The organism is uncultured Brevundimonas sp., from assembly GCF_947305955.1.
GTDB lineage: Bacteria > Pseudomonadota > Alphaproteobacteria > Caulobacterales > Caulobacteraceae > Brevundimonas.
The window spans coordinates 30,695-54,264 of the sequence record NZ_CAMZFB010000009.1; the positions used below are offsets into that span (position 1 = coordinate 30,695).

Below are 23,570 nucleotides of genomic sequence, written 5' to 3' on the forward strand. Positions count from 1 at the left end.
TTGAAAACTGTTGGACGATCTTAGATCTATCTTGAGCAGGGATGAGGCCTGGGCGCTGCTCGAAGGCCTTGCCGCGCGCGACAAGGAAGCCTTGATCGTCGAACAGTTCGAGCGCGACCCTGACCGTCTGGACGCGATGTCTCTGACTGCCGCAGGTCTTTTCGTCGATCTGTCCAAACAGAGCTGGACCCGCGAGGGGCTGGACGCCTCTCTCGCGCTCGCCAGAGCGTGTCGGGTGGAGGAATCCCGACAGTCCCTGTTTGCGGGCGAGCCGGTCAACACCACCGAGGGGAGGGCCGTTCTTCACCCGGCCCTCAGGGCCGCGCGGGGAAAACCCTTCAAGGCCCTGGGTCAGTCGATCTCGGAAGAAGTCTGTGTCCAGCGCGAGGCGCTGAAAGCCTTTGCTACCGGCGTGCGTAACGGCTCGATCACCGGGGCGACGGGCAAGGCCATCACGGCGGTGGTCCATATCGGTATCGGTGGATCCGACCTTGGTCCGCGTGTGGTCTGGGAAGGCTTGCGTCCTCGCCTGCCTGAGTTTCAGGTCCGTTTCGTCGCCAATATCGATCCGGCCGACCGTCAGGAAGCCTTGGCGGGTCTCGATCCCGAGACGACGCTTGTCATCATCGTATCAAAGACCTTCACCACGCTGGAAACGCTGGCCAATGCCACAGCGGTCCGCGATTGGCTGCGGAGCGAACTCCCGGCCGGCGCCGAGATCGAGAAACAGATTGTCGGCGTGACCGCCGCGCCCGAGCTGGCCGAGGCTTTTGGTTGCCACCGGACATTCACCTTCAGTGACTGGGTTGGGGGACGTTTCTCGCTATGGTCGCCGGTAAGCCTTTCCTGCGCGATCGGTTTGGGCTGGGACGTCTTTGAGGCGCTGCTCCAGGGTGCCGAGGCGATGGACGTGCATTTCCGATCGGCTGCGCTGGAACGGAATGCGCCCGTACTGATGGCTCTTGCGCAGATATACAATGTGAATGGTTTGGGTCGCACGGCGCGGTCGGTGGCACCCTATGCCTATGTCCTTCGCCGTTTTCCTGCCTATCTCCAGCAGTTGGAGATGGAGTCCAACGGCAAGCAGGTCACCCGTGACGGCCATCCTATCGATCACCTGACCTGTCCCGTGATTTTCGGGGAAGTCGGCTCCAACGGCCAGCACGCGTTTTTCCAACAGCTACACCAAGGCCCGCAGATCGTGCCGACGGAGTTCATCGTTGTCCGTCAAACCCATGATGACGGGCCGGAACAGAAACTCTGGGCCAATGCACTGGCACAGTCACGCGCCTTGATGGTGGGACATTCCACCGCTGCGGCCTATGTCGAGATGATCTCGCAAGGGCTGCCGGAAAACGAAGCCGTCCGTCTGGCCCCGCACAAAACATTCCCGGGAAACCGCCCCTCCACCACCATCGTGATGGACAGTGTAACCCCGCACACCCTCGGCGCCCTGATCGCCCTTTACGAGCACAAGACCTTTGTTGAGGGCGTCATCTGGGACGTGAACAGTTTCGACCAGTGGGGTGTGGAACTGGGCAAGTCCATGGCCCGCTCGGTGTTGACCGTCGCGGGCGGCGGAGAGGCCTCGCTCGATCCATCGACCTTGGCGCTGTTGGACAAACTCAAATGATGACGGTGGCCGTCCGCTGGCAAAAGCTGGAAGGGCTGGCGGTCTTTATTGCGGGCCTTTTGGCCTATGACCGGTTGGATGGAAACTGGTGGGTATTTCTGGGTCTGTTTCTGGCACCGGATCTGTCGATGCTGGCCTATGCGATCAATGCCCGAGTGGGGGCCTTTGCCTATAATCTGGCGCACAGCCTCACATTGCCACTGGTGCTGATGGCCACAGGCTTTGCCCTGGCCAATCAGGCCTGTGTTCTGGGGGCCCTGATCTGGATCAGCCACATCGGTTTTGACCGTGCCCTCGGATATGGACTGAAGTCGCCGCTCGGCTTCGACCTCACCAGTATGGGCAGGATCGGCAAAGCCGCCCGCGCGGAACAATAAAAAAGACCCGGCAGGAGGGGGACGCTGCCGGGTCTTCATTTGTCGGGTTAAGCGCTTGGCTTACCAGCGACGGTCGTAGCGGTAGCCGCGGTCGTTGCGGCGATCATTCTGGCGATAGCCATAGTCGCGGCGGTCATAACCGCGATAGTAGCCGTCGCGGCTGTTGATGCCGTGCTCGCGCTCCCAGTGGCCCTGGTTACGATAGCAGCGGCCACCGCGGTAATAGTTGCAGTCGCTGCGGCTGTCGGACGAGGCGGCACCGAGGGCTGCGCCAGCCAGAGCGCCACCGGCGACATAGCGGCCGTCACCGTTACCGATGATGGCACCGGCCAGGCCGCCCACGACGGCACCGATGACGGCGTCCTTGCCGCTGTCGTTACCACGGTCATGGTAGCGTTGGGCCGAGGCAGGCGAGGCCATCAGGGTCAGGGCCAGAGCCGGTGCGATTGCTGCGACGCCGATCTTGGACAGGGTCTTCATAGCGGGCTCCTTTCAAAGCCGGTGTTGAACTTGATGACAGGTATAGACCCGTCAATCTGAACGACCCCAAGGGTGTTCGTTCATTTTCCAGTCATGTTCGAAATTTCCGCGATTTTTTATTCGGAGCGCCCCTTGACCCCCCTTGTGAGCGTGCCTAACTCCCCGCCGTTAGCACTCGAGGGGGCGGACTGCTAAATCCCTTCCCTCCTGCTGCTAAGGCAGACATTTAAACTGGAGATCATCAGATGGCGTTTCGTCCTCTCGGCGACCGCGTGCTGGTCAAGCGCGTTGAAGAAGAGTCCAAGACCAAGGGCGGGATCATCATCCCGGACACGGCCAAGGAAAAGCCGCAAGAAGGCGAAGTGATCGCGGTTGGCCCGGGTGCCCGTGACGAAGACGGCAAGCACATTGCCATGGACGTCAAGGTCGGCGACCGCATCCTGTTCGGCAAGTGGTCGGGCACCGAAGTGAAGATCGAAGGCGAAGACCTGATCATCATGAAGGAATCGGACATCCTGGGCGTGCTCGCGTAAGCACCCGGCGTTTCGAAATTCCTTAGATAAACCAGTTATATAGGAGCAGAACTCATGGCTGCTAAAGTCGTACAGTTCAACACCGATGCCCGCGACAAGATGCTCAAGGGCGTCAACATCCTGGCCAACGCCGTCAAGGTGACCCTGGGCCCGAAGGGCCGCAACGTCGTGATCCAGAAGTCGTTTGGCGCTCCGCGCTCGACCAAGGACGGCGTCTCGGTTGCCAAAGAGATCGAGCTGGAAGACGCCTTCGAGAACATGGGCGCCCAGATGATCCGCGAAGTCGCTTCGAAGGCGAACGACAAGGCGGGTGACGGCACCACCACCGCAACCGTTCTGGCTCAGGCCATCGTGCAAGAAGGCCTGAAGGCCGTTGCCGCCGGCATGAACCCGATGGACCTGAAGCGCGGTATCGACAAGGCTGTCGACGCGGTTCTGGAAGAAGTGAAGACCATCTCGAAGCCGGTTTCCAACAACTCGGAAATCGCCCAGGTCGGCACCATCTCGGCTAACGGCGACGCTGAAATCGGTGCCCTGATCGCCCAGGCCATGGACAAGGTCGGCAACGAAGGCGTCATCACCGTCGAAGAAGCCAAGACCGCTGAAACCTCGGTCGACATCGTCGAAGGTATGCAGTTCGACCGCGGCTACCTGTCGCCGTACTTCATCACCAACGCCGACAAGATGGAAGCCGTTCTCGAAGAGCCGCTCATCCTGCTCCACGAGAAGAAGCTGACCTCGCTGCAGCCGATGCTTCCGATCCTGGAAGCTGTCGTGCAATCGGGCCGTCCGCTGCTGATCATCGCTGAAGACATCGAGGGCGAGGCTCTGGCCACCCTGGTCGTCAACAAGCTGCGCGGTGGTCTGCGCGTTGCTGCCGTCAAGGCTCCGGGCTTCGGTGACCGCCGCAAGGCCATGCTGGAAGACATCGCCATCCTGACCGGCGGCGAAGTCATATCGGAAGACCTCGGCATCAAGCTGGAAACCGTTACCCTCGACATGCTGGGTAAGGCCAAGAAGGTCGTCATCACTAAGGAAGACACCACCATCGTTGAAGGTGTCGGCTCCAAGGACTCGATCGAAGCCCGCGTGGCCCAGATCAAGCGCCAGATCGAAGACACCTCGTCGGACTACGACCGCGAGAAGCTGCAAGAGCGTCTGGCCAAGCTGGCCGGTGGCGTTGCCGTCCTGCGCGTCGGCGGCGAGACCGAAGTCGAAGTGAAGGAAAAGAAGGACCGCGTCGACGACGCCCTGAACGCAACCCGCGCCGCTGCCGACGAAGGCATCGTCCCGGGCGGTGGTGTGGCCCTGCTGAAGGCCTCGAAGGTTCTGGCCAACATCGAAGTGGCGAACGCTGACCAAAAGGCTGGCGTGAACATCGTCCGCCGCGCTCTGCAGGCTCCGATCCGTCAGATCTCGGAAAACTCGGGCGTCGAAGGCTCGATCGTGGTCGGCAAGGTTCTGGAATCGACCGAAGCCACCTTCGGCTTCAACGCCCAGACCGAAGAGTACGGCGACCTCGTCCAAATGGGCGTGATCGATCCGGCCAAGGTCGTGCGTTCGGCCCTGAAGTCGGCTGCCTCGGTTGCCGGCATCCTGATCACCACCGAAGCCGCTATCGCTGATGCTCCGAAGAAGGCCGCTGCTGCTGGCGCTCCGGACATGGGCGGCATGGGTGGCATGGGTGGCATGGACTTCTAAGTCCTGCTTCTCAGAGCAAGCCAAACGGAAGGGCGGGATCGAAAGGTCCCGCCCTTTCTCTTTGCGCCTTATGCCGTCTGGCCGATCTGGACGCCTGCACGGCGGGCTTCCTGCACGATGATGGGATCGGCTTGGGCCTCCTGCAGGATCCAGTCCCTGAAGCGCGCGATCTTGGGCACCAGCCGCCGCCCCGTCGGGTAGCAAAGCCAATAGGCGCGGGCGATGGAACAGGTCTCGCGGAAGGGCGCGATCAACTGGCCATTGCGTAGCTCGCGGGCGAACAGGATGGGCGAGGCCAGCACAATCCCCTGCCCCGCCATGGCTGCGGCGACCTCCATCATCTGGCTGTCGGCCATCATGCGCGGGCTGTTGGCGGGTTGGCTGACATCGACCCCTGCCTCGACGAACCAAGCGGCCCATTCGTTGTCATCACCCAACAGCGGACCTGTCTTCAGGTCGGACGGCTGCTTGGGCTTGAGACGTTCATAAACCTCGGGCGAGCACATCGGCGTCGCCACAGCCGGAAACACCAGGCGCGCCTCCATCCCGCTCCATTGGCCCGATCCGTACCTCAACCCGACATCCATGCCGTCATCCGACAGGTTGGACAGGGCGATCCCCGTATCCACGCGTACAGCCAGATCGGCATTGGACAGCTGGAACTGGCCCAGCCGCGCCGCCAGCCATTGTGTCGCTAGCGTCTGGAGCGCGGTGACGCTGAGGATGTTGTTGTTCAGCTCCAGCACATCGCTGACCCCGCGTCTCAGCAGGGCCATGGCCTCGCTGGTCGGGCGATAAAGGCGCTCTCCCTGATCCGTCAGGGCGATAGAGCGGGCGCGGCGGACAAACAGGGCATGGCCCAGCCGGTCCTCGAGGTCGCGTATGCGCCAACTGACCGCAGCCTGCGTCATCCCGAGCTGGGTGGCGGCCTGGGTAAAGCTTTGAAGTCGCGCAGCTGTCTCAAACACGCGAAGGGCATCCACGGGAATGCTGCCGAGAATGTCTTTCATAAGGCCACCTTATGCATAGAGCGGGAGTCTCGTTTGCACGGATAACGGCGTCTCGCCAATAGGGCCCGTAAATCTTGCAACGAAACGGAGCCACACAATGGAAGAGCCACACAGAACGCATAAGGAGCCCGCATGGGGATGGCTGGGTGCCCTGATAGCTGACAGGGGCGTCACCGCGCCCATGAGCCTAAAGGCCAAGCTTGTAACCAGCGCGACACGGCGTCGCGCCGACTGCCCGACAACGGTGACGGGAGTTGCTCCGCGCACGCGGCGCACCGCATAAGCCTTTCAAACCGTTTTTTGAGGGGACCCCGACACATGCCCATTTGCCGAAACTCTGCACTGGCCCTCGCGGCCCTTATGGTCGCCAGCGGCCTCAGCGTCGCCGCGCCTGCGGATGCCCAGACGCGCCGCGCTACGACGGCGGTTTCGGCACCTGCGGGGGCCCAGCCTCGCTATACCACGCCGCGAGAAGTGGCGTTCAGCACCGCCATGCCCGCCCCCTCGGACGTGCTGGTGATCTTTGCGGGTTCGGAAGACGATCTGGCCAATCTGGGTCTGGACGAGGCCACCTTGTCGGCAGTCCGCCAGGGCCTGACGGCCGCCCGCTTCAGCTATGGCAACCGTAAGTCGGTTACCCTCTACGGCACGGCGGGCTGGAGCCGCATCCATGTTCAGGGACTGAAGACCGACGCCACCCTGTCGGACTATCAGACCGCAGGCACGATTGCCGGTCGCGCCCTGATTTCCGAAACCTCGGCCATCACGGTCGCGGCCAAGGGTCTGGCTGCCGAACAGGTGGCTGAAATCACGACCGGTATGGGCATCGGCCAATATCGCGTCGACTTCTACAACACCGAAGCCCGCGCTGCCGTCATGCCCGGTGACATCACCGTCGTGACGGACAACGCCAATGCCGAGGCGCTTTATCGCGGTCGCGGCGCGCACGTTGTTGATGCCGTCTTCTGGACCCGCAACATCTCCAACGAGCCGGCCAATATCGTCTATCCGGAAGTCTTCGCCCAACGCACGCGCGAGGCATTCGCCGGCGTGCCGGGTGTGACCGTCGAGGTTCTGGACGTGGCGGCGATGGAGCGTCTGGGTATGGGCGCTCTGCTGGGCGTGGGCCGTGGTTCGCCCCGTCCGCCTGCGCTGGTGGCCGTGCGCTATCGGGGTCAGGGCGCGTCGGGCGCTCCGGTCGCTCTGGTCGGTAAGGGCATTACCTTTGACTCCGGCGGCATCTCCATCAAGCCCAGCGCCAATATGGGCAATATGAAGATGGACATGTCGGGTGCTGCTGGTGTGGTCGGGGCTGTCATGGCGCTGGCCAAGGCGGGCGCTCCGGTGGATGTGGTCGCTGTGGCGGCCGTCGCCGAGAATATGCCTGATGGCAATGCCATCCGTCCGGGCGATGTGTTGACCGCCATGAACGGCAGAACCATCGAGATCATCTCGACAGATGCCGAGGGCCGTCTGGTTCTGGCCGATGCCCTGCATTGGGCCGAGGTAACCTATAACCCCGCCGCCATCATCGATGTGGCCACCCTGACGGGGGCTGTCGGCGGGGCCTTGGGTCCGGACTATGCGGGCCTGTTCACCCGTCACGATGCACTCGCCGAGCAGCTGCGCGCGGCGGGCGAGGCCTCGGGCGAGAATGTGTGGCAACTGCCGCTCCACCCGTCCTACGAAAGCCGCATCGCCTCTCCGATTGCGGACATGCGTAACAGCGGCGAGCCGGGACCGGGCGCGGGCATGGGCGCTGTCTTTGTCGCCAACTTCGTCAGCCCCGAGACCCCTTGGGCCCACCTCGACATCGCCAACATGGCCTATGGCGCAGCCAATGATGTGCGTCCGGCAGGTTCGGCCGGTTGGTCGGTGCGCCTGCTGGAACAGTTCGTCCGCGACTTCCAGCCGATCGCTCGCGAAAAGGGCAAGGGCGGCTACTAAGTCCGTTCCATATCAAAAGGAAAAGGCGGGCCTAGCGGTCCGCCTTTTTCTTTTGAGGCTGTCTTTAGGCTTATGCGTCGACGGCGATAATGGCCACGGTCTGGCCGGCCAGCTCGGCCTCGTCATCGACCCTCTTGCCCATCAGGACGCGTGCCAGTGGCGAGACGTGGCTGACCGATCCGGTCTTGGGGTCTGCCTCGTCCTCTCCGACGATACGAAAGGTCTGGGTGCGGCCATCCTCGCGCTCGATTGTCACCGTGCCGCCAAAGCGGACACGGCCATCGACGGGGCGCTCGACCAGCTGGGCCGAGGCACGGCGCGATGACCAATAGCGCAGATCGCGCGTGGCGCGGGCCATGGCGGTGCGGTCCGCCTCGATGGAGCCTGTCACCTGCGCGGCGGCATAGGCGGCCTTGGCGGCCGCCAGTTCGGCCTCGATCATCTCCAGCCCCTTGGCTGTGACGAGGTTCGGATGCGGCGAGATCGGGCGGTCCACCAGGTCGGCGGCGGTCGCTTCCAGATCTTCTTCACGGGTAAAGGCAACGCTCATGCGATCGAATATGCCGTTTTCGGGCAATCCGGTCTAGGAAGGGGCCATGAACGCCACCTCCCCCCTCACCACCACTGTTGCCGTGATCGGCGCCGGACCCGCAGGGTTGATGGCTGCCGAGCAACTGGCCCAGAGCGGATATCAGGTCACCGTCTACGACCAGATGCCGTCTGTCGCCCGCAAATTCCTGATGGCGGGGCGTGGTGGCCTGAACCTGACCCACAGCGAGCCGCGTCCGCGATTTGATGGCCGCTATGGCGCGCTTGAAAGCCGAGTGGCAACGTGGCTCGACCGGTTTGATGCCGAGGCGCTGCGCCAATGGGCCGATAGCTTGGGGGCTGAAATCTTTGTCGGCTCTTCGGGGCGGGTGTTTCCCAAGGCGATGAAGGCATCTCCTCTGCTCCGCGCATGGCTGGGCAGGCTGGATCAGCTGGGTGTCGCGGTCCGTACGCGCAGCCGCTGGACCGGATGGGATGGCGATAGCCTGACAATTGAAACGCCGGACGGTGCCGAACAGATCACAGCGGATGCTGTTGTGTTGGCCATGGGCGGGGCCTCATGGGCGCGTCTGGGTTCGGATGCGGCATGGGTGCCGTGGCTGAAAGCCAAGGGTGTGGAGGTCGAAACCTTCCGCCCCTCCAACGTCGGCTTTGAAGCCAAATGGTCGCCCGTTCTGGCAGAAAAATATGCGGGCCAACCGCTGAAGAATATCGCCGTCTCCCACAAGGAGAGCCATGCGCGGGGCGAGGCCATGGTGGCGCAATACGGCTTGGAGGGCGGGGCCGTCTATGCTCTGTCCTCGGCTATCCGTGAGGACATAGCGGCCAATGGCGCGGCGACGATCCATATCGATCTGCGGCCCGATCTGGACCATCAGACGCTGGTGACACGCCTGTCCAAACCGCAGGGCAAGAACAGCCTGTCCAACCATCTTCGCAAGGCGCTGAAGCTGGACGGCGTGGCTGTGGCCCTGATGCGCGAGGGTGGCCCCCTGCCGCATGACATCGATGAACTGGCGCGCCTGATCAAGGCGGTGCCTGTCACGCTGAACGCGCCGCGTGGACTGGACCGTGCCATCTCCTCGGCGGGCGGCATTTCGGCCAGCCAATATGGGCCGGACATGATGCTGACGGCCCTGCCGGGCGTGTTCGTGTGCGGGGAAATGCTGGACTGGGAAGCCCCCACGGGCGGCTATCTGCTGCAAGCCTGCTTTGCATCGGCAGTGGTGGCTGCCGATGGCGTGGCGGCCTATCTGGAAGGCCGCGCGGGGCAATAAGTCCTCGACACCTGCGCGTGATCTGATGCAGCGTAGAACTACGGTTTCTGCGTAGGAGAAAGATCATGTTCCGTACCGCCGCTGTGGCCCTGGCCACCGTACTGCTGTCCAGTTCGGCCCTCACCTCGGCTGCGGTCGCACAGGAACGTGTCGATCCCGAACGTCTCAGCAATCTTACCCGCGTCCTCGCCTCGGACGAGTTTGAAGGTCGCGCTCCGGGCACGGACGCTGAGACCATGACCGTCGAATGGATCGCCCAGCAGTTTGCGGCTCTGGGCCTTGAACCGGGTGGTCCCGACGGTTCGTGGTTCCAGACGGCAGAGGTATCGCGCACCTCCCAAGACGGCCCTGCCGTCCTGACGGCTTCGGCGGGTGGGCGCACGGTGACCTTTGCCCGCGCGGACGACATTATCGTCGGCTCGGATCGACCGGTTGACCGCATCTCGCTGAAGGACACACCGGTGGTGTTTGCGGGCTATGGCGTCAGCGCGCCTGAGCGGGGCTGGGATGATTTCAAGGACGTCGATGTGCGCGGCAAGGTCATCCTTGTCATCGTCAACGACCCCGATTTTGGCGCACCCGAAGGCCACCCTGTCGCCAATACCTTTGATGGTCAGGCCATGACCTATTACGGGCGCTGGCCGTACAAGTTCGAGGAAGCGGCAGCGCAAGGCGCGGCGGCTGTATTCGTCATCCACGACACGGCGGGTGCGGGCTATCCGTGGTCGACGCTAGCAGGGTCCTCGACGGCACCGGACCTCGATATCGTCCGCGCCGATCCGGAAAAGGAGCGCGTGGCGGCCCAAGGCTGGATTTCCGGCGAGGCGACGCAAAAACTGCTGCAACTGGGCGGTCTGGATCTTGATGCCCTGCGCGTTGCAGCCCGCAGCCGTGACTTCCGTCCGGTCGAGCTGGACGGCGTGACCATGAATATCGAGTTCGGCCAAAAGGCTGACCGTATCCAGACCCGAAACGTCATCGCCCGCATCACCGGAACCGAGCATCCGCAAGAGACGGTGATGTTTGGCGCGCACTGGGACGGCTATGGCCGTGGCACGCCCAAGAACGGCGACGACATCTATAACGCTGCCGTCGACAATGCGACGGGTGTGGCGGGTATTCTCGAGATCGCCCGCCTTTTTGCAGCGGGTGAAAAGCCCAAACGCTCGGTCGTTTTCGTGTCGTGGGCGGCCGAGGAGACCGGCCTGTTGGGCGCTGAATACTATGCGGCCAACCCCGTCTATCCGCTGGAAACCACGGTCGCCAACATCAACATGGACAGCTTGCTGCCGGGTGACGAGATCGATCCGAACATCGTGGTGATCGGTGCGGGCAAGTCCGATCTGGATGGCCGTCTGTTGCCATTCGCGGCGCGCGAGGGCCGTCGCCTGATCCCCGATCCGGCCCCGCAGGCGGGTGCCTTCTATCGCTCGGACCACTTCCCGCTGGCCCGCTCGGGGGTTCCGGCCCTGTTCGCCGCTGCGGGCTTTACCGGCCATAACGAGGCCAGCCGCGACTATGTGGCCAACCGCTATCACACCCCTCAGGACGAATGGACACCGGACTGGACCATGAAGGCCGCCGCTGCGGATGTGCAGCTGATCTATGAGGTAGGCCGCCAACTGGCAGACAGCCGCGACTGGCCGCAATGGGTGGCGGGCAGCGAGTTCGAGGGCGTTCGCAAGCAGTCCGAAGACCGCCGCCGCCCCTGATCCATCCGGTCCCCTGCGGTCGATTGCGATCGTAGGGTGACCTTGGTTCCGGCACGCGGTAAACCGTGTCTATGACGACCGAAATCCACGGCATCTGCCCCGACCAATTCGCCGCTGTGAAGGACGCCTTTGCAGCCAATTTCACCGACGCGCCTGAAGGGCTGAACGAGGTCGGTGCGCGCTTTTCGATTACCATCGAGGGCGAGACGGTCATCGACCTGTGGGGCGGATCGGCGGATACGGCCGGACAGGTGCCGTTCAGCCAGACGACGCTGGTGCCGATCTTCTCCAGCGGCAAGGCGGTGATGGCGCTGATGATGGCGCGTCTGGTCGAAGAGGGACGTCTGTCCTACGAGGACAAGGTTGTCGACCACTGGCCCGAGTTCGGCCAGAACGGCAAGGATCAGCTGACCATCGGCCAGTTGATGAGCCACCAGTCCGGCCTGCCGGGCTTTGACGAACCGGTCGATCCCTCAATCTGGTATGACCCGCCCGCCGTGGTCGCGCGTCTGGCCGCGCAGAAGCCGATGTGGGAGCCGGGCACGGCGTCGGGCTATCACCCCATTTCCATTGGCCTGATGGCGGGCGAGATTTTCCGCCGTCTGGATGGCCGCACCATGGGCACGGCCCTGCGTGAGGATTTCTGCGAGCCGTTCGGCCTTGATCTGTGGATCGGCACGCCCGTCAGCGAGCACGACCGCGCCGCCGAGATGAAACGCCCCAGCGCCCTGCCCAATCTGGGGCAGCTGGACCCGCTCAAGATGGCGGCCTTCGTCAATCGCGGCGCAGCACCGGGCGGGCGTGGCTCGGCTGAATGGCGTCAGGCGGAAATCCCGTCGGCCAATATGCATGCCTCGGGGGCCGATCTGGCGCGTCTTCTGTCGATCATCGCCAATGGTGGCCAGTTGGGCCGCGAGACCTTCCTGTCGGCTGAAACCCTTGCGGCCCTGTCCAAGGAACGCATCCACGGACCGGACAAGATCCTGCCGTTCGATCTCAGCTGGGCTGCGGGTCTGATGCGTAATGAGGGCCTGAATATCTTTGGCCCCAATGCCGATACACTTGGCCATTGTGGCTGGGGCGGATCGCTGGTGTGGGCGGATGCCAAGGCCCGCATTTCGGGGGCCTATGTCATGAACCGCCAGTCGCCCCACCTGCTGGGCGATCCGCGCGCCGTGCGTCTGGTCAATGCGGTTTACGGGGCGCTCTAAGCGCCCCTTTTTACTGCGCCGTCAGCCTATTGGGCTGGAAGGGCGATCTGGTCGTGCAGGATTTCCCAGCCCGAGGCACTGCGGCGCAACAGGCGGGTGAACAGGGCGCGCTGGTTCTGGCCGTTGACGGTGATGATCATTCGGCCCGAAGTCACCGCCGTATAGTCGTCCAGCTGTAGCGTCTCGAACCACTCATAGTTCATCGTGCCCAGGCCGCCGGCGCGCGCGCTGCGGGCTTCCAGCCATGCACGGACCGGCTCCGGCCCCTTCAGAGGCTCGTCGCCATAGAGCACCAGCAGGGGCTGGTCCTCGGCATAGAATTTCATGATCTGGTCGACATCGCCCGATGACCAAGCCGCCGCCGCATCATCGAGGGTGTCGCTGATCTGGGTGAACAGCTGGGCCGTATGCTGGCTGGGCGACAGGCTGACTTCCTCGCGCGCTTCCAGTGCCGGAGGCTGGTTGGAGGTGCGGACAATCTCGTCCTGCGTCGTGGCGCAGGCAGGTGCGCCTGCGAGCAGGATCGACGACAAGGCGAGTGCGGGCAGCAGGCGAGATGAGATCATGATCTGTCTTAATCCGTTATCGGTGCAGAACTCAACGTTGCGCGACGTCGTCGACATCCTCGACCAGACCCGGTTCCGGCTCGGCAACCACGGGCGCGGCGTCCTTGCGGCGGGCCGAGGTCAGTGCGCCATAGATGAACACACCCACAGCCGCCCAGATAAAGACGAAGGACAGGATACGCAGCGGGTTCAGCGGCTCGCCCTGAACCGTGCCGATGACGAATACGATGGTCGGGGCCAGAAACTGCAGGAAGCCCATGCTGGAAAGCGGGATACGTCGCGCTGCCCACGAAAACAGCATCAGCGGAATGACCGTGATGGGACCGGCTGCCAGCAGCCAGAACATGGACGCCGCCGATGCGGTAAAGTGGCCGTTTCCGCTGCTCTCCAGCCAGATCATATAGGCCAGACCCGGCAGGGTCAGGACCAGACATTCAATAAACAGCCCCGTCTGGGCATCGGCCTGAACCCGTTTGCGAATGATGCCATAGACCGCAAAGGTCAGGGCCAGACCCAGTGAAATCCACGGCGCATGGCCCAGTGCGACGGTCTGGATCACCACACCGATAGCCGCCAGACCCATGGCGATCTTGCCCGCACCGGAAATCTTCTCGCGGAAAATCCAAGCGCCTGCCGCCATGTTCAGCAGCGGGTTCAGATAATAGCCCAGCGAGGCATCCAGCGTGCGGCCGCTGTTCACCGCCAGAATATAGATGATCCAATTGCCCGCGATGATGGCGGCGGACAGCACCAGCCAGCCCAGCGTCTTGGGGTTACGCAGGATAGACAGCGTCTGTCCCCACTGCTTGGCGAGGATGACCAGCAGCAGCGCCCACACCACACCCCAGACGGCGCGGTGGCCCATGATCTCCCACGCCGATGCGCCTTGATGCGACATCTGCTGGAAGGCCAGCGGGACAAAGCCCCAGATGAGATAGCACAGGACACCGGCGGCAATGGCGGTCTGGGTGCCCGAGGGCGCGTTTTGGGTCGTCACGAGACACTCTTGGGGACCGGCGCATCCGGTCTGAAGGCGAACACAGGAAAAACGCCCCGTGTTTCCACGGGGCGCTGAAGGATCAGACGATCAGGGTGCGAACGCCGGACTTCGGCGTGATCGTTCCTGTCTCGTCCAGAAGCTGGGCGATCTGGACGGCGTTGAGCGCCGCACCCTTGCGAAGGTTGTCGCCGACGCACCAGAAGGTGATGCCGTTCTCGACGGTCGGGTCCTTGCGGATACGCGAGACATAGACCGGATGCTCGCCAGCCACGTCGACCGGCGTGACATAGCCGTCGTGCTCCAGCTTATCGACGACCAGCACGCCCGGTGCCTCGCGCAGGATGTCGCGGGCCTCGTCCGGCTCGATCGGACGATCGAACTCGACCGTGACGGTCTCGGAGTGGCCGACGAACACCGGCACGCGCACGCAGGTGACGGTCAGCTTGATGTCCGGATCAAGCATCTTGTGGGTTTCGTCCCACATTTTGGCTTCTTCGTCGGTATAGCCGTCGTCACGGAACGAGCCGATGTACGGAATGACGTTGAAGGCGATCTGCTTGGGGAATTTCTTCGGCGTGGTGTCGCCAAGGCCATAGACAGCCTTGGTCTGGTTCCACAGCTCGTCCATACCTTCCTTACCGGCACCCGAAACCGACTGATAGGTCGAGACGACGCAGCGCTTGATCTTGGCGGCATCGTGCAGCGGCTTGAGCGCCACGACCAGCTGCGCGGTCGAGCAGTTGGGGTTGGCGATGATGTTCTTCTTCTTGGCGTCCTTGACCGCGTCCGGGTTCACTTCCGGCACGATCAGCGGCACGTCGGGGTCCTTGCGGAAGGCCGAGGAGTTGTCGATCACGATCGGGCCGAGCTTGCCGATCTTTTCCGACCATGCGCGCGACACGTCGCCGCCTGCCGACATCAGAACGATATCGACCTGCGAGAAGTCAAAGGCCTCGATGTCTTCGCACTTGATGGTCTTGTCGCCCCAGGCGACTTCCATGCCTTTCGATTTTCGTGAAGCAATCGCGTGCATTTTCTCGACGGGAAAGTTCAGTTCCTCGAGAATGGCCAGCATTTCCCGACCGACATTGCCGGTGGCGCCTACGATGGCGACGCGATAGCCCATGATAAAATCTACCTTCTGGGATGGTTGCAAAGAGAGCTTGTCATGTGGTGCTTTCGAGTGTGCGGTGCAACCAAAATTATCCAAGCCGGACTGATTTAACGAACTGCGGCTTCCAACAGGGGGCTCTGAGGGCTATTTCGGCGGCATGACTTCGCGCATCCGTAATGCTTATGACATCCGCCTCGAAGAGGGGGTGATCAACCCCGATCCCGCTCAGGAAAGGCTGATTGCGGAGTTGGAGCGGCTGGAAAACGATCTGGCCAAGAAGGGATTGTTCGGCTCTGTGCCGGAAGTGCGCGGCATCTACATCTGGGGTCCGCCCGGTCGCGGCAAGTCCATGCTGATGGACCTGTTCTATTCCTCGACGCCGGAACAGCGCAAAGTCCGCGCCCACTTCCACGCCTTCATGGCCCGCATCCATGATCTGGTCCGCCAATGGCGCGAGGGCGACAAGCTCCAGCGCAAGGCCGTGTTCGGCACGCACAAGGGCGATGATCCCATCCCGCCGATTGCCGGACTGATCGCCTCCGAGACGCGCCTGCTGTGCTTTGACGAGCTTCAGGTCACCGATATCGCCGATGCCATGATCCTCGGGCGCCTGTTCGATGCCCTGTTCGAGCGCAAGGTGGTGATGGCCATCACCTCCAACCGCGCGCCGGAGGACCTGTACAAGAACGGTCTCAACCGCCAGCTCTTCCTGCCCTTTATCGACATCCTGCGCCAAAGGCTGGTGGTGACCGAAACGGCGGGGGCCAAGGATTTCCGTCTCGATCGCCTGTCGGGCGACAAGGTGTGGTTTGCCACTGACAGCGAGGGTGCTGTTCAGGGCTTTGAGAGCCTGTGGTCCGACCTGAAGGGTGGCGAGACCGAAGAGCCGACGACCCTGACGGTGCTGGGCCGCGAAGTGGTGGTCGAACGCACCGTGGGCGGTATGGCCCGCGCGACCTTTGCCGATCTGTGTGGGCGACCGCTGGGCCCGCAGGACTATCTGGCCATCGCTCGCCGCTTCCATACGGTCTTTCTGGAGCGCGTCCCGCGCCTTGGTCCGAACAACCGTCAGGAAGCCCGCCGCCTCGTGACCCTGATCGACGCCCTCTATGAGGCCAAGACCCGACTGGTGGTGCTGGCCGAGGCCGAGCCGGAAGTCCTCTACCCCGAAGGCGACGGCGCCTTCGAGTTCGAACGCACCGTCTCGCGCCTCAACGAAATGCGCAGCCAAAGCTGGCTCGAACACGAGCCAGAGGCTCTGAAATCCCACTGACCGACACAGAAAAAGGGCCGCTCCAGAAACTGGAGCGGCCCTTAATCTTATCCAGCGCGAGATCGCTCAAGCAGTGAGCGACCGCGTCGCGAGCGGTAGCGATCTCTCGCTCCGCCCGCGCAGCGGGCCAGTATTAAGCCAGCGACGGATCGGCAGCCTTACAGGCTTCGATCAGGCCTTGGACCGATGCGACCGACTTGGCCAACATCTCTTTTTCTTCGTCGTTGGTGGTGAACTCGACGATCTTCTCGACGCCAGCAGCGCCGATCAGGGCCGGAACGCCGACGTACAGGTCGTTCAGGCCGTATTCGCCCGAGACGTAAACAGCCGACGGCAGGACGCGCTTTTGGTCCAGCAGGTAGGACTTAGCCATGGCGATGGCCGATTCAGCCGGAGCGTAGAAGGCCGAGCCGGTCTTCAGCAGGGCAACGATTTCGCCGCCGCCCTTACGGGTGCGCTCGACGATAGCGTCCAGATCAGCTTGCGACAGGAAGCCGGCAGCCACAGCGTCCGGCAGCGGCAGACCGCCAACGGTCGAGTGACGAACCATCGGGACCATGTCGTCGCCGTGACCGCCCAGGGTCCAGGCGTGGATGTCTTGAACCGACACGCCGGTCTTTTCAGCCAGGAAGTAGGCGAAACGAGCCGAGTCCAGAACGCCAGCCATGCCGACGACCTTTTCCTTCGGCAGGCCCGAGAATTTCTGCAGAGCCCAGACCATGGCGTCCAGCGGGTTGGTGATGCAGATCACGAAGGCGTTCGGAGCGTATTGCTTGATGCCTTCACCCACGGCCTTCATGACCTTGAGGTTGATGCCGATCAGGTCGTCGCGGCTCATGCCCGGCTTGCGCGGCACGCCAGCGGTGACGATGCAGACGTCTGCGCCAGCGATGTCGGCGTAGTCGTTGGCGCCCTTCAGGGCCACGTCTTGACCGAAGACGGCCGAAGCTTCGGCGATGTCCAGACCTTTCCCTTGCGGGGTGCCTTCAGCGATGTCGAACAGAACGACGTCGCCCAGAGCTTCGCGAGCTGCGATGTGGGCAAGGGTGCCGCCGATCATACCGGCGCCGATAAGGGCGATCTTTGCGCGAGCCATTTAAGGTCTCTCCAGTCGATGTTGCGTGTGCGAAACACTATTCGATGGCGGGCGGTCTAGACCCGCTAGGGAGCGGGAGCAAGTCTCCCGCGTTTGGGCTTTGGTCTTCAATACGGCGTCCCACCACAAGGTAGCTTGGCTTATGAACTCCCAGTCCACTCCGACCGCTTATGAAAACAAGGCGTTAGCTCAAGCTTTGAGCTGGCGGACGCGTCAGCACAAACAACCGGGGCTGTGGGACAGATCGACCCGTGCCACGCAGGACAAGATCAACAACATCATTCCCGAGCCTGTTCACAAGACGGTCACAGCGGTCATGAAACAGATGACCAAGGCCATCATGACAGGATCGGGCTGGATCGCGGGCGGGCCGCGTACCGAAGGCACGCTGGAAGAGCGAGAAAAGGCCATCCTCGATCTGATGAAGACCTATCGCACCACGGCGGGCATCGAGGGGGCCGTGGCCGGTGCGGGCGGTTTTGTGCTGGCGGCGGCGGACCTTCCGACCCTGATGGCGATCAAGATCAAGCTGCTGTTTGAAATCTGCGCGGCCTATGGCTTTGACAGCCGTGATCCGGCCGAGCGGCTCTTTATCCTGCGCATCTTCCATCTGGCCTTTGCCAGCGCGAGGCAACGCCCCGCTGCTCTGGCCGCGTTGGAGGCCAGCATTCCCGAGACGGACGATGAGCCGGTCGAGATCGACTGGCGTAGGTTCCAGCTCGAATACAGGGACTATATGGACGTCGCCAAGCTGTTGCAGCTTCTACCCGTGATCGGCGCGCCCGTCGGGGCGGTGGTCAACTGGCGGCTGACCTCGCGTCTGGCCAAGACGGCGGTTCAGGCCTATCGACTGCGCTGGTTCAACGAGGTCTAGATTATGGTCCCAGCCGATGCCTTTAAAGCCGCCCCTGCCTTCGAGGCGGCCTCCCTTCATGTGACCGACTGGCCGCTGTGTCAGGTCCGTCTCCAGAATGACGGGCGTTTCTGCTGGCTGATCCTATTGCCTCGCGTAGAGGGCGCGGTCGAGCTTGCGGACCTGACGACCGATCAGCGGGCGCAACTGATGGAAGAGGCTGTCGAGGCGGGCCGTCTGGTCGCAGCGATGGCGCAGGCCGAAGGCGCGCCGATCGACAAGATCAACACTGCGGCAATAGGCAATGTGACCTCGCAACTGCATGTCCATGTGGTGGGCCGACGCCGCGATGACCCTCTGTGGCCCGATCCTGTCTGGGGGCGGCCCGGGGCAATTTTTTGTGAACCCGCGGTCCTTGAAGGCCGTATCGCGGCGGTCAAATCCCATCATCTTACCGCCTGACGAACTTTATGATCCGACTATCGGCGTGGGTTCGTTGACATCGCCTGCTGCACGGCACAAAAGCCTTTGCAACAGTCTGACCCTGAATTTCCACAGGTTTTTTGAGAATCATTCGCATGTCGAACCATCAGGCAGCGGGTGGGGCTAACGGCGACCGCACCGGCCGTTATGTCCGCCACCCCAACGGGCACGTCACGCCGATGTCGCCCTTCACTTCGATCTGGCGCTGGCACATCACCATGGTGGCCTCGATCCTGTTCCGCGTGACCATTGGCGCGGCCACGGTCGGCGCGGTTCTGGTCCTGTGCTGGCTGGCCACCGCCGCTAATGGCGCAGAGGCCCTGACCAAGCTGCAGGTCTGCCTCGCCTCGCCGCTGGGCCTGATTGTCGGCTTCGGCCTGACCGTCGTGCTGTTCTCGTTCTTCCTGAACGGCGCCCGCCACCTGATCAACGACTTCGGCCACGGCCTGACCGTGAAGTCGGCCAACCTGCTGTCGCGCATTGCTGTGTGGGGCCCGCTGGTTCTGGCCGTGCTGTTCTGGGTCGCCCTGTTCGCAACCGGAAAGGTTTCGCTGTGAGCGCTGCACCTAAGTTCAAAAACAATGTGAAGATCTCCGAGCGCCACGGTGCCGGTGAGTGGAAGCTCGAAAAAGCGCTTCTGCTGCTTCTGATGCCGCTGAGCCTGTGGGTTGCCTCGACCGGCTTCACCCTCGCCGGTGCCGACGCTGCCACGGTCGCCGCATGGTTCGCCAACAAGCTGAACATCGGTCTGGCCATCGTCACGGCTCTGGCCTTCTTCGGCTTTGCCTACCTCGCCTGGAAGGTGATCATCGAGGACTACGTACCTGCGCCGTCGTCGCGCAAGTCGCTGAGCGTCGTCGCCCTGATCGTCTTTGTTGCGCTGGCTGCTGCCAGCATCTTCTTCATCGTGCGCGCCGCCGCTGCGCTGGCCGCAGGAGCTTAATCGACCATGGCTGCTTACGAGCTTATCGATCACGAATACGACGTCGTTGTCGTCGGTGCGGGTGGCTCCGGCCTCCGTGCCGCTCTCGGCGCCGCCCAGCAGGGCCTGAAGGTCGCCTGCGTTACCAAGGTCTTCCCGACCCGCTCGCACACCGTGGCCGCCCAGGGCGGTATCTCGGCTTCGCTGGGCAACATGGGCGAAGACAGCTGGCAATGGCACATGTACGACACCGTCAAGGGGTCGGACTGGCTGGGTGACCAGGACGCTATCGAATATCTGGTCCGTAACGCGCCGCAGGCCGTTTACGAGCTGGAACACTGGGGTGTGCCGTTCTCGCGTACCGAGGAAGGCAAGATCTACCAGCGCGCCTTCGGCGGTATGACCCGCAACTTCGGTGAAGGTCCGGTGCAGCGCACCTGCGCCGCCGCCGACCGTACCGGCCACGCCATCCTGCACACCCTGTACGGCCAGTCGGTCCGTCGCGAAGTGAAGTTCTTCGTCGAATACTTCGCCCTCGACCTGATCATGCAAGACGGTGCCTGCACCGGCGTGACGGCTCTGCAGCTGGACAACGGCCAGATGCACCAGTTCCGCGCCAAGATGGTCGTTCTGGCCACCGGCGGTTACGGCCGTGCCTACTTCTCGGCCACCTCGGCCCACACCTGCACCGGCGACGGTAACGCCATGGTGCTGCGCGCCGGCCTGCCGCTGCAGGATATGGAGTTCGTGCAGTTCCACCCGACCGGCATCTACGGCGCAGGCTGCCTGATCACCGAGGGTGCCCGCGGTGAAGGCGGTTACCTGACCAACTCCGAAGGCGAGCGTTTCATGGAACGCTATGCCCCGACGGTTAAGGATCTGGCTCCGCGTGACATGGTCTCGCGCTCGATGACCATCGAAATCCGCGAAGGCCGCGGTGTTGGCCCGAACAAGGACCACATCTACCTGCACCTGGACCACCTGGATCCGGCCATCCTGCACGCCCGCCTGCCGGGTATCTCGGAAAGCGCCAAGATCTTTGCTGGCGTGGACGTGACCAAGGAGCCGATCCCGGTTCTGCCGACCGTCCACTACAACATGGGCGGTATCCCGACCAACTATCACGGCGAAGTGCTGACCCTGCGCGACGGCAACCCCGACAGCGTGGTTCCGGGCCTGATGGCCGTGGGCGAAGCCGCCTGCGTCTCGGTGCACGGTGCCAACCGTCTGGGCTCCAACTCGCTGACCGACCTTGTGGTGTTCGGCCGCGCCGTCGGCCTGCGCTGCGGTGAAGTCGTCGACAAGAACGCCAAGGTGCAAGACGCACCGAAGTCGCAGATCGACGCCCACATGGCCCGCTTCGACCGCTTCCGTTACGCCTCGGGCTCGACCCCGACCGCAGAGCTGCGTCTGTCGATGCAGCGCGCCATGCAGTCGGACGCCGCTGTGTTCCGTACCGGCAAGACGCTGGAAGAGGGCGTTCAGAAGCTGCGCGCCATCGACGCAGCGGGTTCGGACATCAAGACCACGGACCGTGGCCTGATCTGGAACACCGACCTGATGGAAACCCTCGAGTACGACAACCTGATTTCTCAGGCTATGGTCACCATCGAGGGCGCTGCCAACCGTACCGAGTCCCGCGGCGCTCACGCCCGTGAAGACTTCCCGGATCGCGACGACACCAACTGGATGAAGCACACCCTGGCGTGGAAGCGTCCGGGCGAGAACGTCCAGATCGATTACCGTCCGGTTCACAACTACACCATGTCGGACGAGGTCTCGTACATCGAGCCCAAGGCCCGCGTGTACTAAGGAGGATTTGAAACATGGTTCAACTCAACCTCCCGCGCGGCTCCAAGCCGACCACCGGCAAGGTCCACAAGGCTCCGGCCGGCGCCAAGAACGTCAAGACCTACAAGGTCTATCGTTACGACCCGGAAGTGGACGCCGATCCGCGCTGGGACGTCTATGAGGTGTCTTCGGACGACCACGGCCCGATGCTGCTGGACGCCCTGATCCACATCAAGAACACGATCGACCCGTCGCTGTCGTTCCGCCGTTCGTGCCGTGAAGGCATCTGCGGTTCGTGCTCGATGAACATCGACGGCAACAACACCCTCGCCTGCACCAAGGGCTGGGACGAGTGCAAGTCGCACAACATCACCATCGCTCCGCTGCCGCACCAGCCGGTAGTGAAGGATCTGGTGACCGACCTGTCGCTGTTCTACGCCCAGTACGACTCGATCCAGCCGTACCTGCAGTCCGACCTGCCGGATCCGGAAAAGGAACGCCTGCAGTCGCCGGAAGATCGCGAGAAGCTCGACGGTCTGTACGAGTGCATCCTGTGCGCCTGCTGCTCGACCTCGTGCCCGAGCTACTGGTGGAACCAGGAAGAGTACCTCGGCCCGGCAGCCCTGCTGGGTGCGTACCGCTGGATCTCGGACAGCCGCGACGACGCCACCCAGAAGCGCCTCGACGATCTGGAAGACCCATTCAAGCTGTACCGCTGCCACACCATTATGAACTGTGCGCAGGTCTGCCCGAAGGGTCTGAACCCGGCCAAGGCGATCGCCGAAACCAAGAAGCTGATGGTTTCGCCGTCGCGCAAGAAGGAAAAGGCGTCCGCGTAAGCGGGCGCTTTGCCTCCCCTTGGCGAAGATCAAATACATCGAGTTCGACGGCCGCGAGCATGAGATCGAGGTCAAGAACGGCCTTTCGGTCATGGAAGGCGCGGTGCGCAACAACATCCCGGGCATCGATGCCGACTGTGGCGGGGCCTGCGCCTGTGCAACCTGCCACTGCTACGTCGATGAGGCGTTTCTGGATGTGACGGGCCGTCCGTCGGCGATGGAAGAGTCCATGCTCGACTTCGCCGAGAATGTGCAGCCCAACAGCCGCCTGTCCTGCCAGATTAGGGTCTCTGATGACCTTGATGGCCTGATTGTCCGGCTGCCGGAAAACCAGCACTGAGATGATAGACCCCCGACTGTCCGAGGCCGTCGGGGGTTTTCTTTTGTCCCGACTGCGCTCTGACCGGCCCGTCCTCATCGGTATTGCGGGCAGTCAGGGATCGGGCAAATCGACCCTCGCCGCCCATCTGGCCAAGACCCATGGCGGCGTTAGCTTGTCGCTGGATGATGTCTATCTGACCCGTGACGAACGGATGAATTTGGGGCGGCGGGTGCATCCCCTGTTCCTGACGCGAGGGGTGCCGGGGACGCATGATCTCGACTTGCTGTCAGAGGTGCTGGAAGCCTTGTCCGGTGCATCTGACGATACCGAAACCCCCTTGCCTGTTTTCGACAAACTGGCTGACGAGCGGTTACCGATAGAGCAATGGCCTGTCCATCGTGGACGCCCGCGCTTCATTATTCTGGAAGGATGGTGCCTTGGCGCGGTGCCGGAGCCTGAAGAACGGTTGCGCGAGCCAGTGAATGCACTGGAGGCCGAGGCCGACCCCGAACGGCATTGGCGCGATGCGGTGAATGACGCGCTGGAGGGCCGCTATGCCGACCTGCACCGGCGTCTGGATGGGCTCTGCTACCTGCGGGCACCGGACTTCGAGACGGTGCTCGACTGGCGCTGCGAGCAGGAGGCGGGCTTGCTGGGTGTGGATTCTATACCGGCGGGGCGGCGTGGCGCGATCCGCCGTTTCGTAGCCCATTTCCAGCGGCTGACACTCTGGATGATGCAGGGCGGCATCATGGCCGACCTGGTTATAGAACTGGACCGTTCACGCCATGTGGTTGCCATCGCCCAAGGCGATACCACCTGTTAGAATGATCCAAAGTAACGGCCCGCTTTCCTGGGCCTTGTCAGGTCTGTTGTTGTGT

At 62.9% G+C, this 23,570-nt stretch carries 24 protein-coding genes; 17 read left to right on the forward strand and 7 right to left on the reverse strand.

Translation table 11 applies throughout. From position 1 onward, the window contains the following. The first annotated feature begins 31 nt into the window (after nucleotides 1–31). On the forward strand, nucleotides 32–1,633 hold the full coding sequence (pgi, locus tag Q0Y42_RS04040; RefSeq protein WP_297800447.1) for a glucose-6-phosphate isomerase: 1,602 nt from the start codon (nucleotides 32–34) through the stop codon (nucleotides 1,631–1,633). Then, nucleotides 1,630–2,010, forward strand: coding sequence for a DUF4260 domain-containing protein (locus tag Q0Y42_RS04045; protein WP_297800450.1), 381 nt, complete (start codon nucleotides 1,630–1,632; stop codon nucleotides 2,008–2,010). The genes pgi and Q0Y42_RS04045 overlap by 4 nt, the downstream gene beginning before the upstream one ends. A gap of 60 nt (nucleotides 2,011–2,070) precedes the next feature. On the opposite strand, the gene Q0Y42_RS04050 is transcribed toward Q0Y42_RS04045, so the two are convergent. Further along, nucleotides 2,071–2,490 (reverse strand): hypothetical protein, encoded by a 420-nt coding sequence (locus Q0Y42_RS04050; RefSeq protein ID WP_297800452.1) that lies wholly within the window; start codon nucleotides 2,488–2,490, stop codon nucleotides 2,071–2,073. 245 nt (nucleotides 2,491–2,735) lie between these two features. Between Q0Y42_RS04050 and groES the strand changes: the two genes are divergently transcribed. Both groES and groL read left to right on the forward strand, forming a co-directional pair. Next, nucleotides 2,736–3,023: a co-chaperone GroES gene (gene groES / locus Q0Y42_RS04055; RefSeq protein ID WP_292052885.1), complete on the forward strand. Its 288-nt coding sequence runs from the start codon at nucleotides 2,736–2,738 to the stop codon at nucleotides 3,021–3,023. A 54-nt stretch (nucleotides 3,024–3,077) separates the two neighbouring features. Then, on the forward strand, nucleotides 3,078–4,724 hold the full coding sequence (groL, locus tag Q0Y42_RS04060; RefSeq protein ID WP_297800459.1) for a chaperonin GroEL: 1,647 nt from the start codon (nucleotides 3,078–3,080) through the stop codon (nucleotides 4,722–4,724). 68 nt (nucleotides 4,725–4,792) lie between these two features. Here groL and Q0Y42_RS04065 read toward each other — a convergent pair whose 3' ends face one another. After that, nucleotides 4,793–5,734, reverse strand: coding sequence for a LysR substrate-binding domain-containing protein (locus Q0Y42_RS04065; RefSeq protein ID WP_297800462.1), 942 nt, complete (start codon nucleotides 5,732–5,734; stop codon nucleotides 4,793–4,795). 318 nt (nucleotides 5,735–6,052) lie between these two features. Here Q0Y42_RS04065 and Q0Y42_RS04070 point away from each other — a divergent pair, with 318 nt between their 5' ends. Then, entirely contained in the window at nucleotides 6,053–7,681 is a 1,629-nt protein-coding gene (locus tag Q0Y42_RS04070; protein WP_297800464.1) for a leucyl aminopeptidase, read from the forward strand. A 70-nt stretch (nucleotides 7,682–7,751) separates the two neighbouring features. Here Q0Y42_RS04070 and greA read toward each other — a convergent pair whose 3' ends face one another. Beyond that, entirely contained in the window at nucleotides 7,752–8,231 is a 480-nt protein-coding gene (gene greA / locus Q0Y42_RS04075) for a transcription elongation factor GreA (protein ID WP_297800467.1), read from the reverse strand. Nucleotides 8,232–8,277: 46 nt separating this feature from the next. Here greA and Q0Y42_RS04080 point away from each other — a divergent pair, with 46 nt between their 5' ends. The 3 genes from Q0Y42_RS04080 to Q0Y42_RS04090 all read left to right on the forward strand — a co-directional run bounded on the left by Q0Y42_RS04080 (nucleotide 8,278) and on the right by Q0Y42_RS04090 (nucleotide 12,430). Beyond that, nucleotides 8,278–9,507, forward strand: coding sequence for a TIGR03862 family flavoprotein (locus Q0Y42_RS04080; protein WP_297800470.1), 1,230 nt, complete (start codon nucleotides 8,278–8,280; stop codon nucleotides 9,505–9,507). A 65-nt stretch (nucleotides 9,508–9,572) separates the two neighbouring features. Next, the gene (locus tag Q0Y42_RS04085; protein ID WP_297800474.1) at nucleotides 9,573–11,219 is read left to right on the forward strand and encodes a M28 family peptidase; all 1,647 of its coding nucleotides are present in this window, start codon (nucleotides 9,573–9,575) and stop codon (nucleotides 11,217–11,219) included. Between the two features lie 71 nt (nucleotides 11,220–11,290). Then, nucleotides 11,291–12,430 carry a serine hydrolase domain-containing protein gene (locus Q0Y42_RS04090; protein WP_297800536.1) on the forward strand — a complete coding sequence of 380 codons (1,140 nt, stop codon included), beginning with the start codon at nucleotides 11,291–11,293 and terminating at the stop codon, nucleotides 12,428–12,430. A gap of 26 nt (nucleotides 12,431–12,456) precedes the next feature. Here Q0Y42_RS04090 and Q0Y42_RS04095 read toward each other — a convergent pair whose 3' ends face one another. The 3 genes from Q0Y42_RS04095 to Q0Y42_RS04105 all read right to left on the reverse strand — a co-directional run bounded on the left by Q0Y42_RS04095 (nucleotide 12,457) and on the right by Q0Y42_RS04105 (nucleotide 15,122). Beyond that, the gene (locus Q0Y42_RS04095; protein WP_297800477.1) at nucleotides 12,457–12,996 is read right to left on the reverse strand and encodes a nuclear transport factor 2 family protein; all 540 of its coding nucleotides are present in this window, start codon (nucleotides 12,994–12,996) and stop codon (nucleotides 12,457–12,459) included. 31 nt (nucleotides 12,997–13,027) lie between these two features. Beyond that, nucleotides 13,028–13,993, reverse strand: coding sequence for an EamA family transporter RarD (gene rarD / locus Q0Y42_RS04100; protein WP_297800479.1), 966 nt, complete (start codon nucleotides 13,991–13,993; stop codon nucleotides 13,028–13,030). Between the two features lie 82 nt (nucleotides 13,994–14,075). Further along, nucleotides 14,076–15,122: an aspartate-semialdehyde dehydrogenase gene (locus Q0Y42_RS04105; RefSeq protein WP_297800482.1), complete on the reverse strand. Its 1,047-nt coding sequence runs from the start codon at nucleotides 15,120–15,122 to the stop codon at nucleotides 14,076–14,078. Between the two features lie 145 nt (nucleotides 15,123–15,267). Here Q0Y42_RS04105 and zapE point away from each other — a divergent pair, with 145 nt between their 5' ends. After that, on the forward strand, nucleotides 15,268–16,383 hold the full coding sequence (gene zapE, locus Q0Y42_RS04110) for a cell division protein ZapE (protein ID WP_297800484.1): 1,116 nt from the start codon (nucleotides 15,268–15,270) through the stop codon (nucleotides 16,381–16,383). A gap of 133 nt (nucleotides 16,384–16,516) precedes the next feature. On the opposite strand, the gene mdh is transcribed toward zapE, so the two are convergent. Next, nucleotides 16,517–17,479, reverse strand: a complete 963-nt coding sequence (mdh, locus tag Q0Y42_RS04115; RefSeq protein WP_292052922.1) for a malate dehydrogenase — start codon at nucleotides 17,477–17,479, stop codon at nucleotides 16,517–16,519. A gap of 142 nt (nucleotides 17,480–17,621) precedes the next feature. Between mdh and Q0Y42_RS04120 the strand changes: the two genes are divergently transcribed. From Q0Y42_RS04120 to Q0Y42_RS04155, 8 genes are all read left to right on the forward strand, one after another. Then, nucleotides 17,622–18,353 carry an EcsC family protein gene (locus Q0Y42_RS04120; RefSeq protein ID WP_297800487.1) on the forward strand — a complete coding sequence of 244 codons (732 nt, stop codon included), beginning with the start codon at nucleotides 17,622–17,624 and terminating at the stop codon, nucleotides 18,351–18,353. Between the two features lie 3 nt (nucleotides 18,354–18,356). Beyond that, on the forward strand, nucleotides 18,357–18,794 hold the full coding sequence (locus Q0Y42_RS04125) for an HIT domain-containing protein (protein WP_297800489.1): 438 nt from the start codon (nucleotides 18,357–18,359) through the stop codon (nucleotides 18,792–18,794). A gap of 116 nt (nucleotides 18,795–18,910) precedes the next feature. Continuing rightward, nucleotides 18,911–19,372, forward strand: a complete 462-nt coding sequence (sdhC, locus tag Q0Y42_RS04130) for a succinate dehydrogenase, cytochrome b556 subunit (RefSeq protein WP_297800492.1) — start codon at nucleotides 18,911–18,913, stop codon at nucleotides 19,370–19,372. Continuing rightward, a complete protein-coding gene (locus Q0Y42_RS04135) occupies nucleotides 19,369–19,758 on the forward strand; it encodes a succinate dehydrogenase (protein ID WP_292052932.1) in 390 nt (129 codons plus the stop codon). Before sdhC ends, Q0Y42_RS04135 begins: the two co-directional genes overlap by 4 nt. Before the next feature lie 6 nt (nucleotides 19,759–19,764). After that, complete coding sequence (sdhA, locus tag Q0Y42_RS04140) at nucleotides 19,765–21,549, forward strand: succinate dehydrogenase flavoprotein subunit (RefSeq protein WP_297800495.1); 1,785 nt, start codon at nucleotides 19,765–19,767, stop codon at nucleotides 21,547–21,549. A gap of 14 nt (nucleotides 21,550–21,563) precedes the next feature. Then, nucleotides 21,564–22,367, forward strand: a complete 804-nt coding sequence (locus tag Q0Y42_RS04145) for a succinate dehydrogenase iron-sulfur subunit (protein WP_292052935.1) — start codon at nucleotides 21,564–21,566, stop codon at nucleotides 22,365–22,367. A gap of 19 nt (nucleotides 22,368–22,386) precedes the next feature. Next, the gene (locus Q0Y42_RS04150; protein WP_297800499.1) at nucleotides 22,387–22,707 is read left to right on the forward strand and encodes a 2Fe-2S iron-sulfur cluster-binding protein; all 321 of its coding nucleotides are present in this window, start codon (nucleotides 22,387–22,389) and stop codon (nucleotides 22,705–22,707) included. A 43-nt stretch (nucleotides 22,708–22,750) separates the two neighbouring features. Further along, on the forward strand, nucleotides 22,751–23,515 hold the full coding sequence (locus Q0Y42_RS04155) for a kinase (protein WP_297800502.1): 765 nt from the start codon (nucleotides 22,751–22,753) through the stop codon (nucleotides 23,513–23,515). The last annotated feature ends 55 nt before the right edge of the window (nucleotides 23,516–23,570 follow it).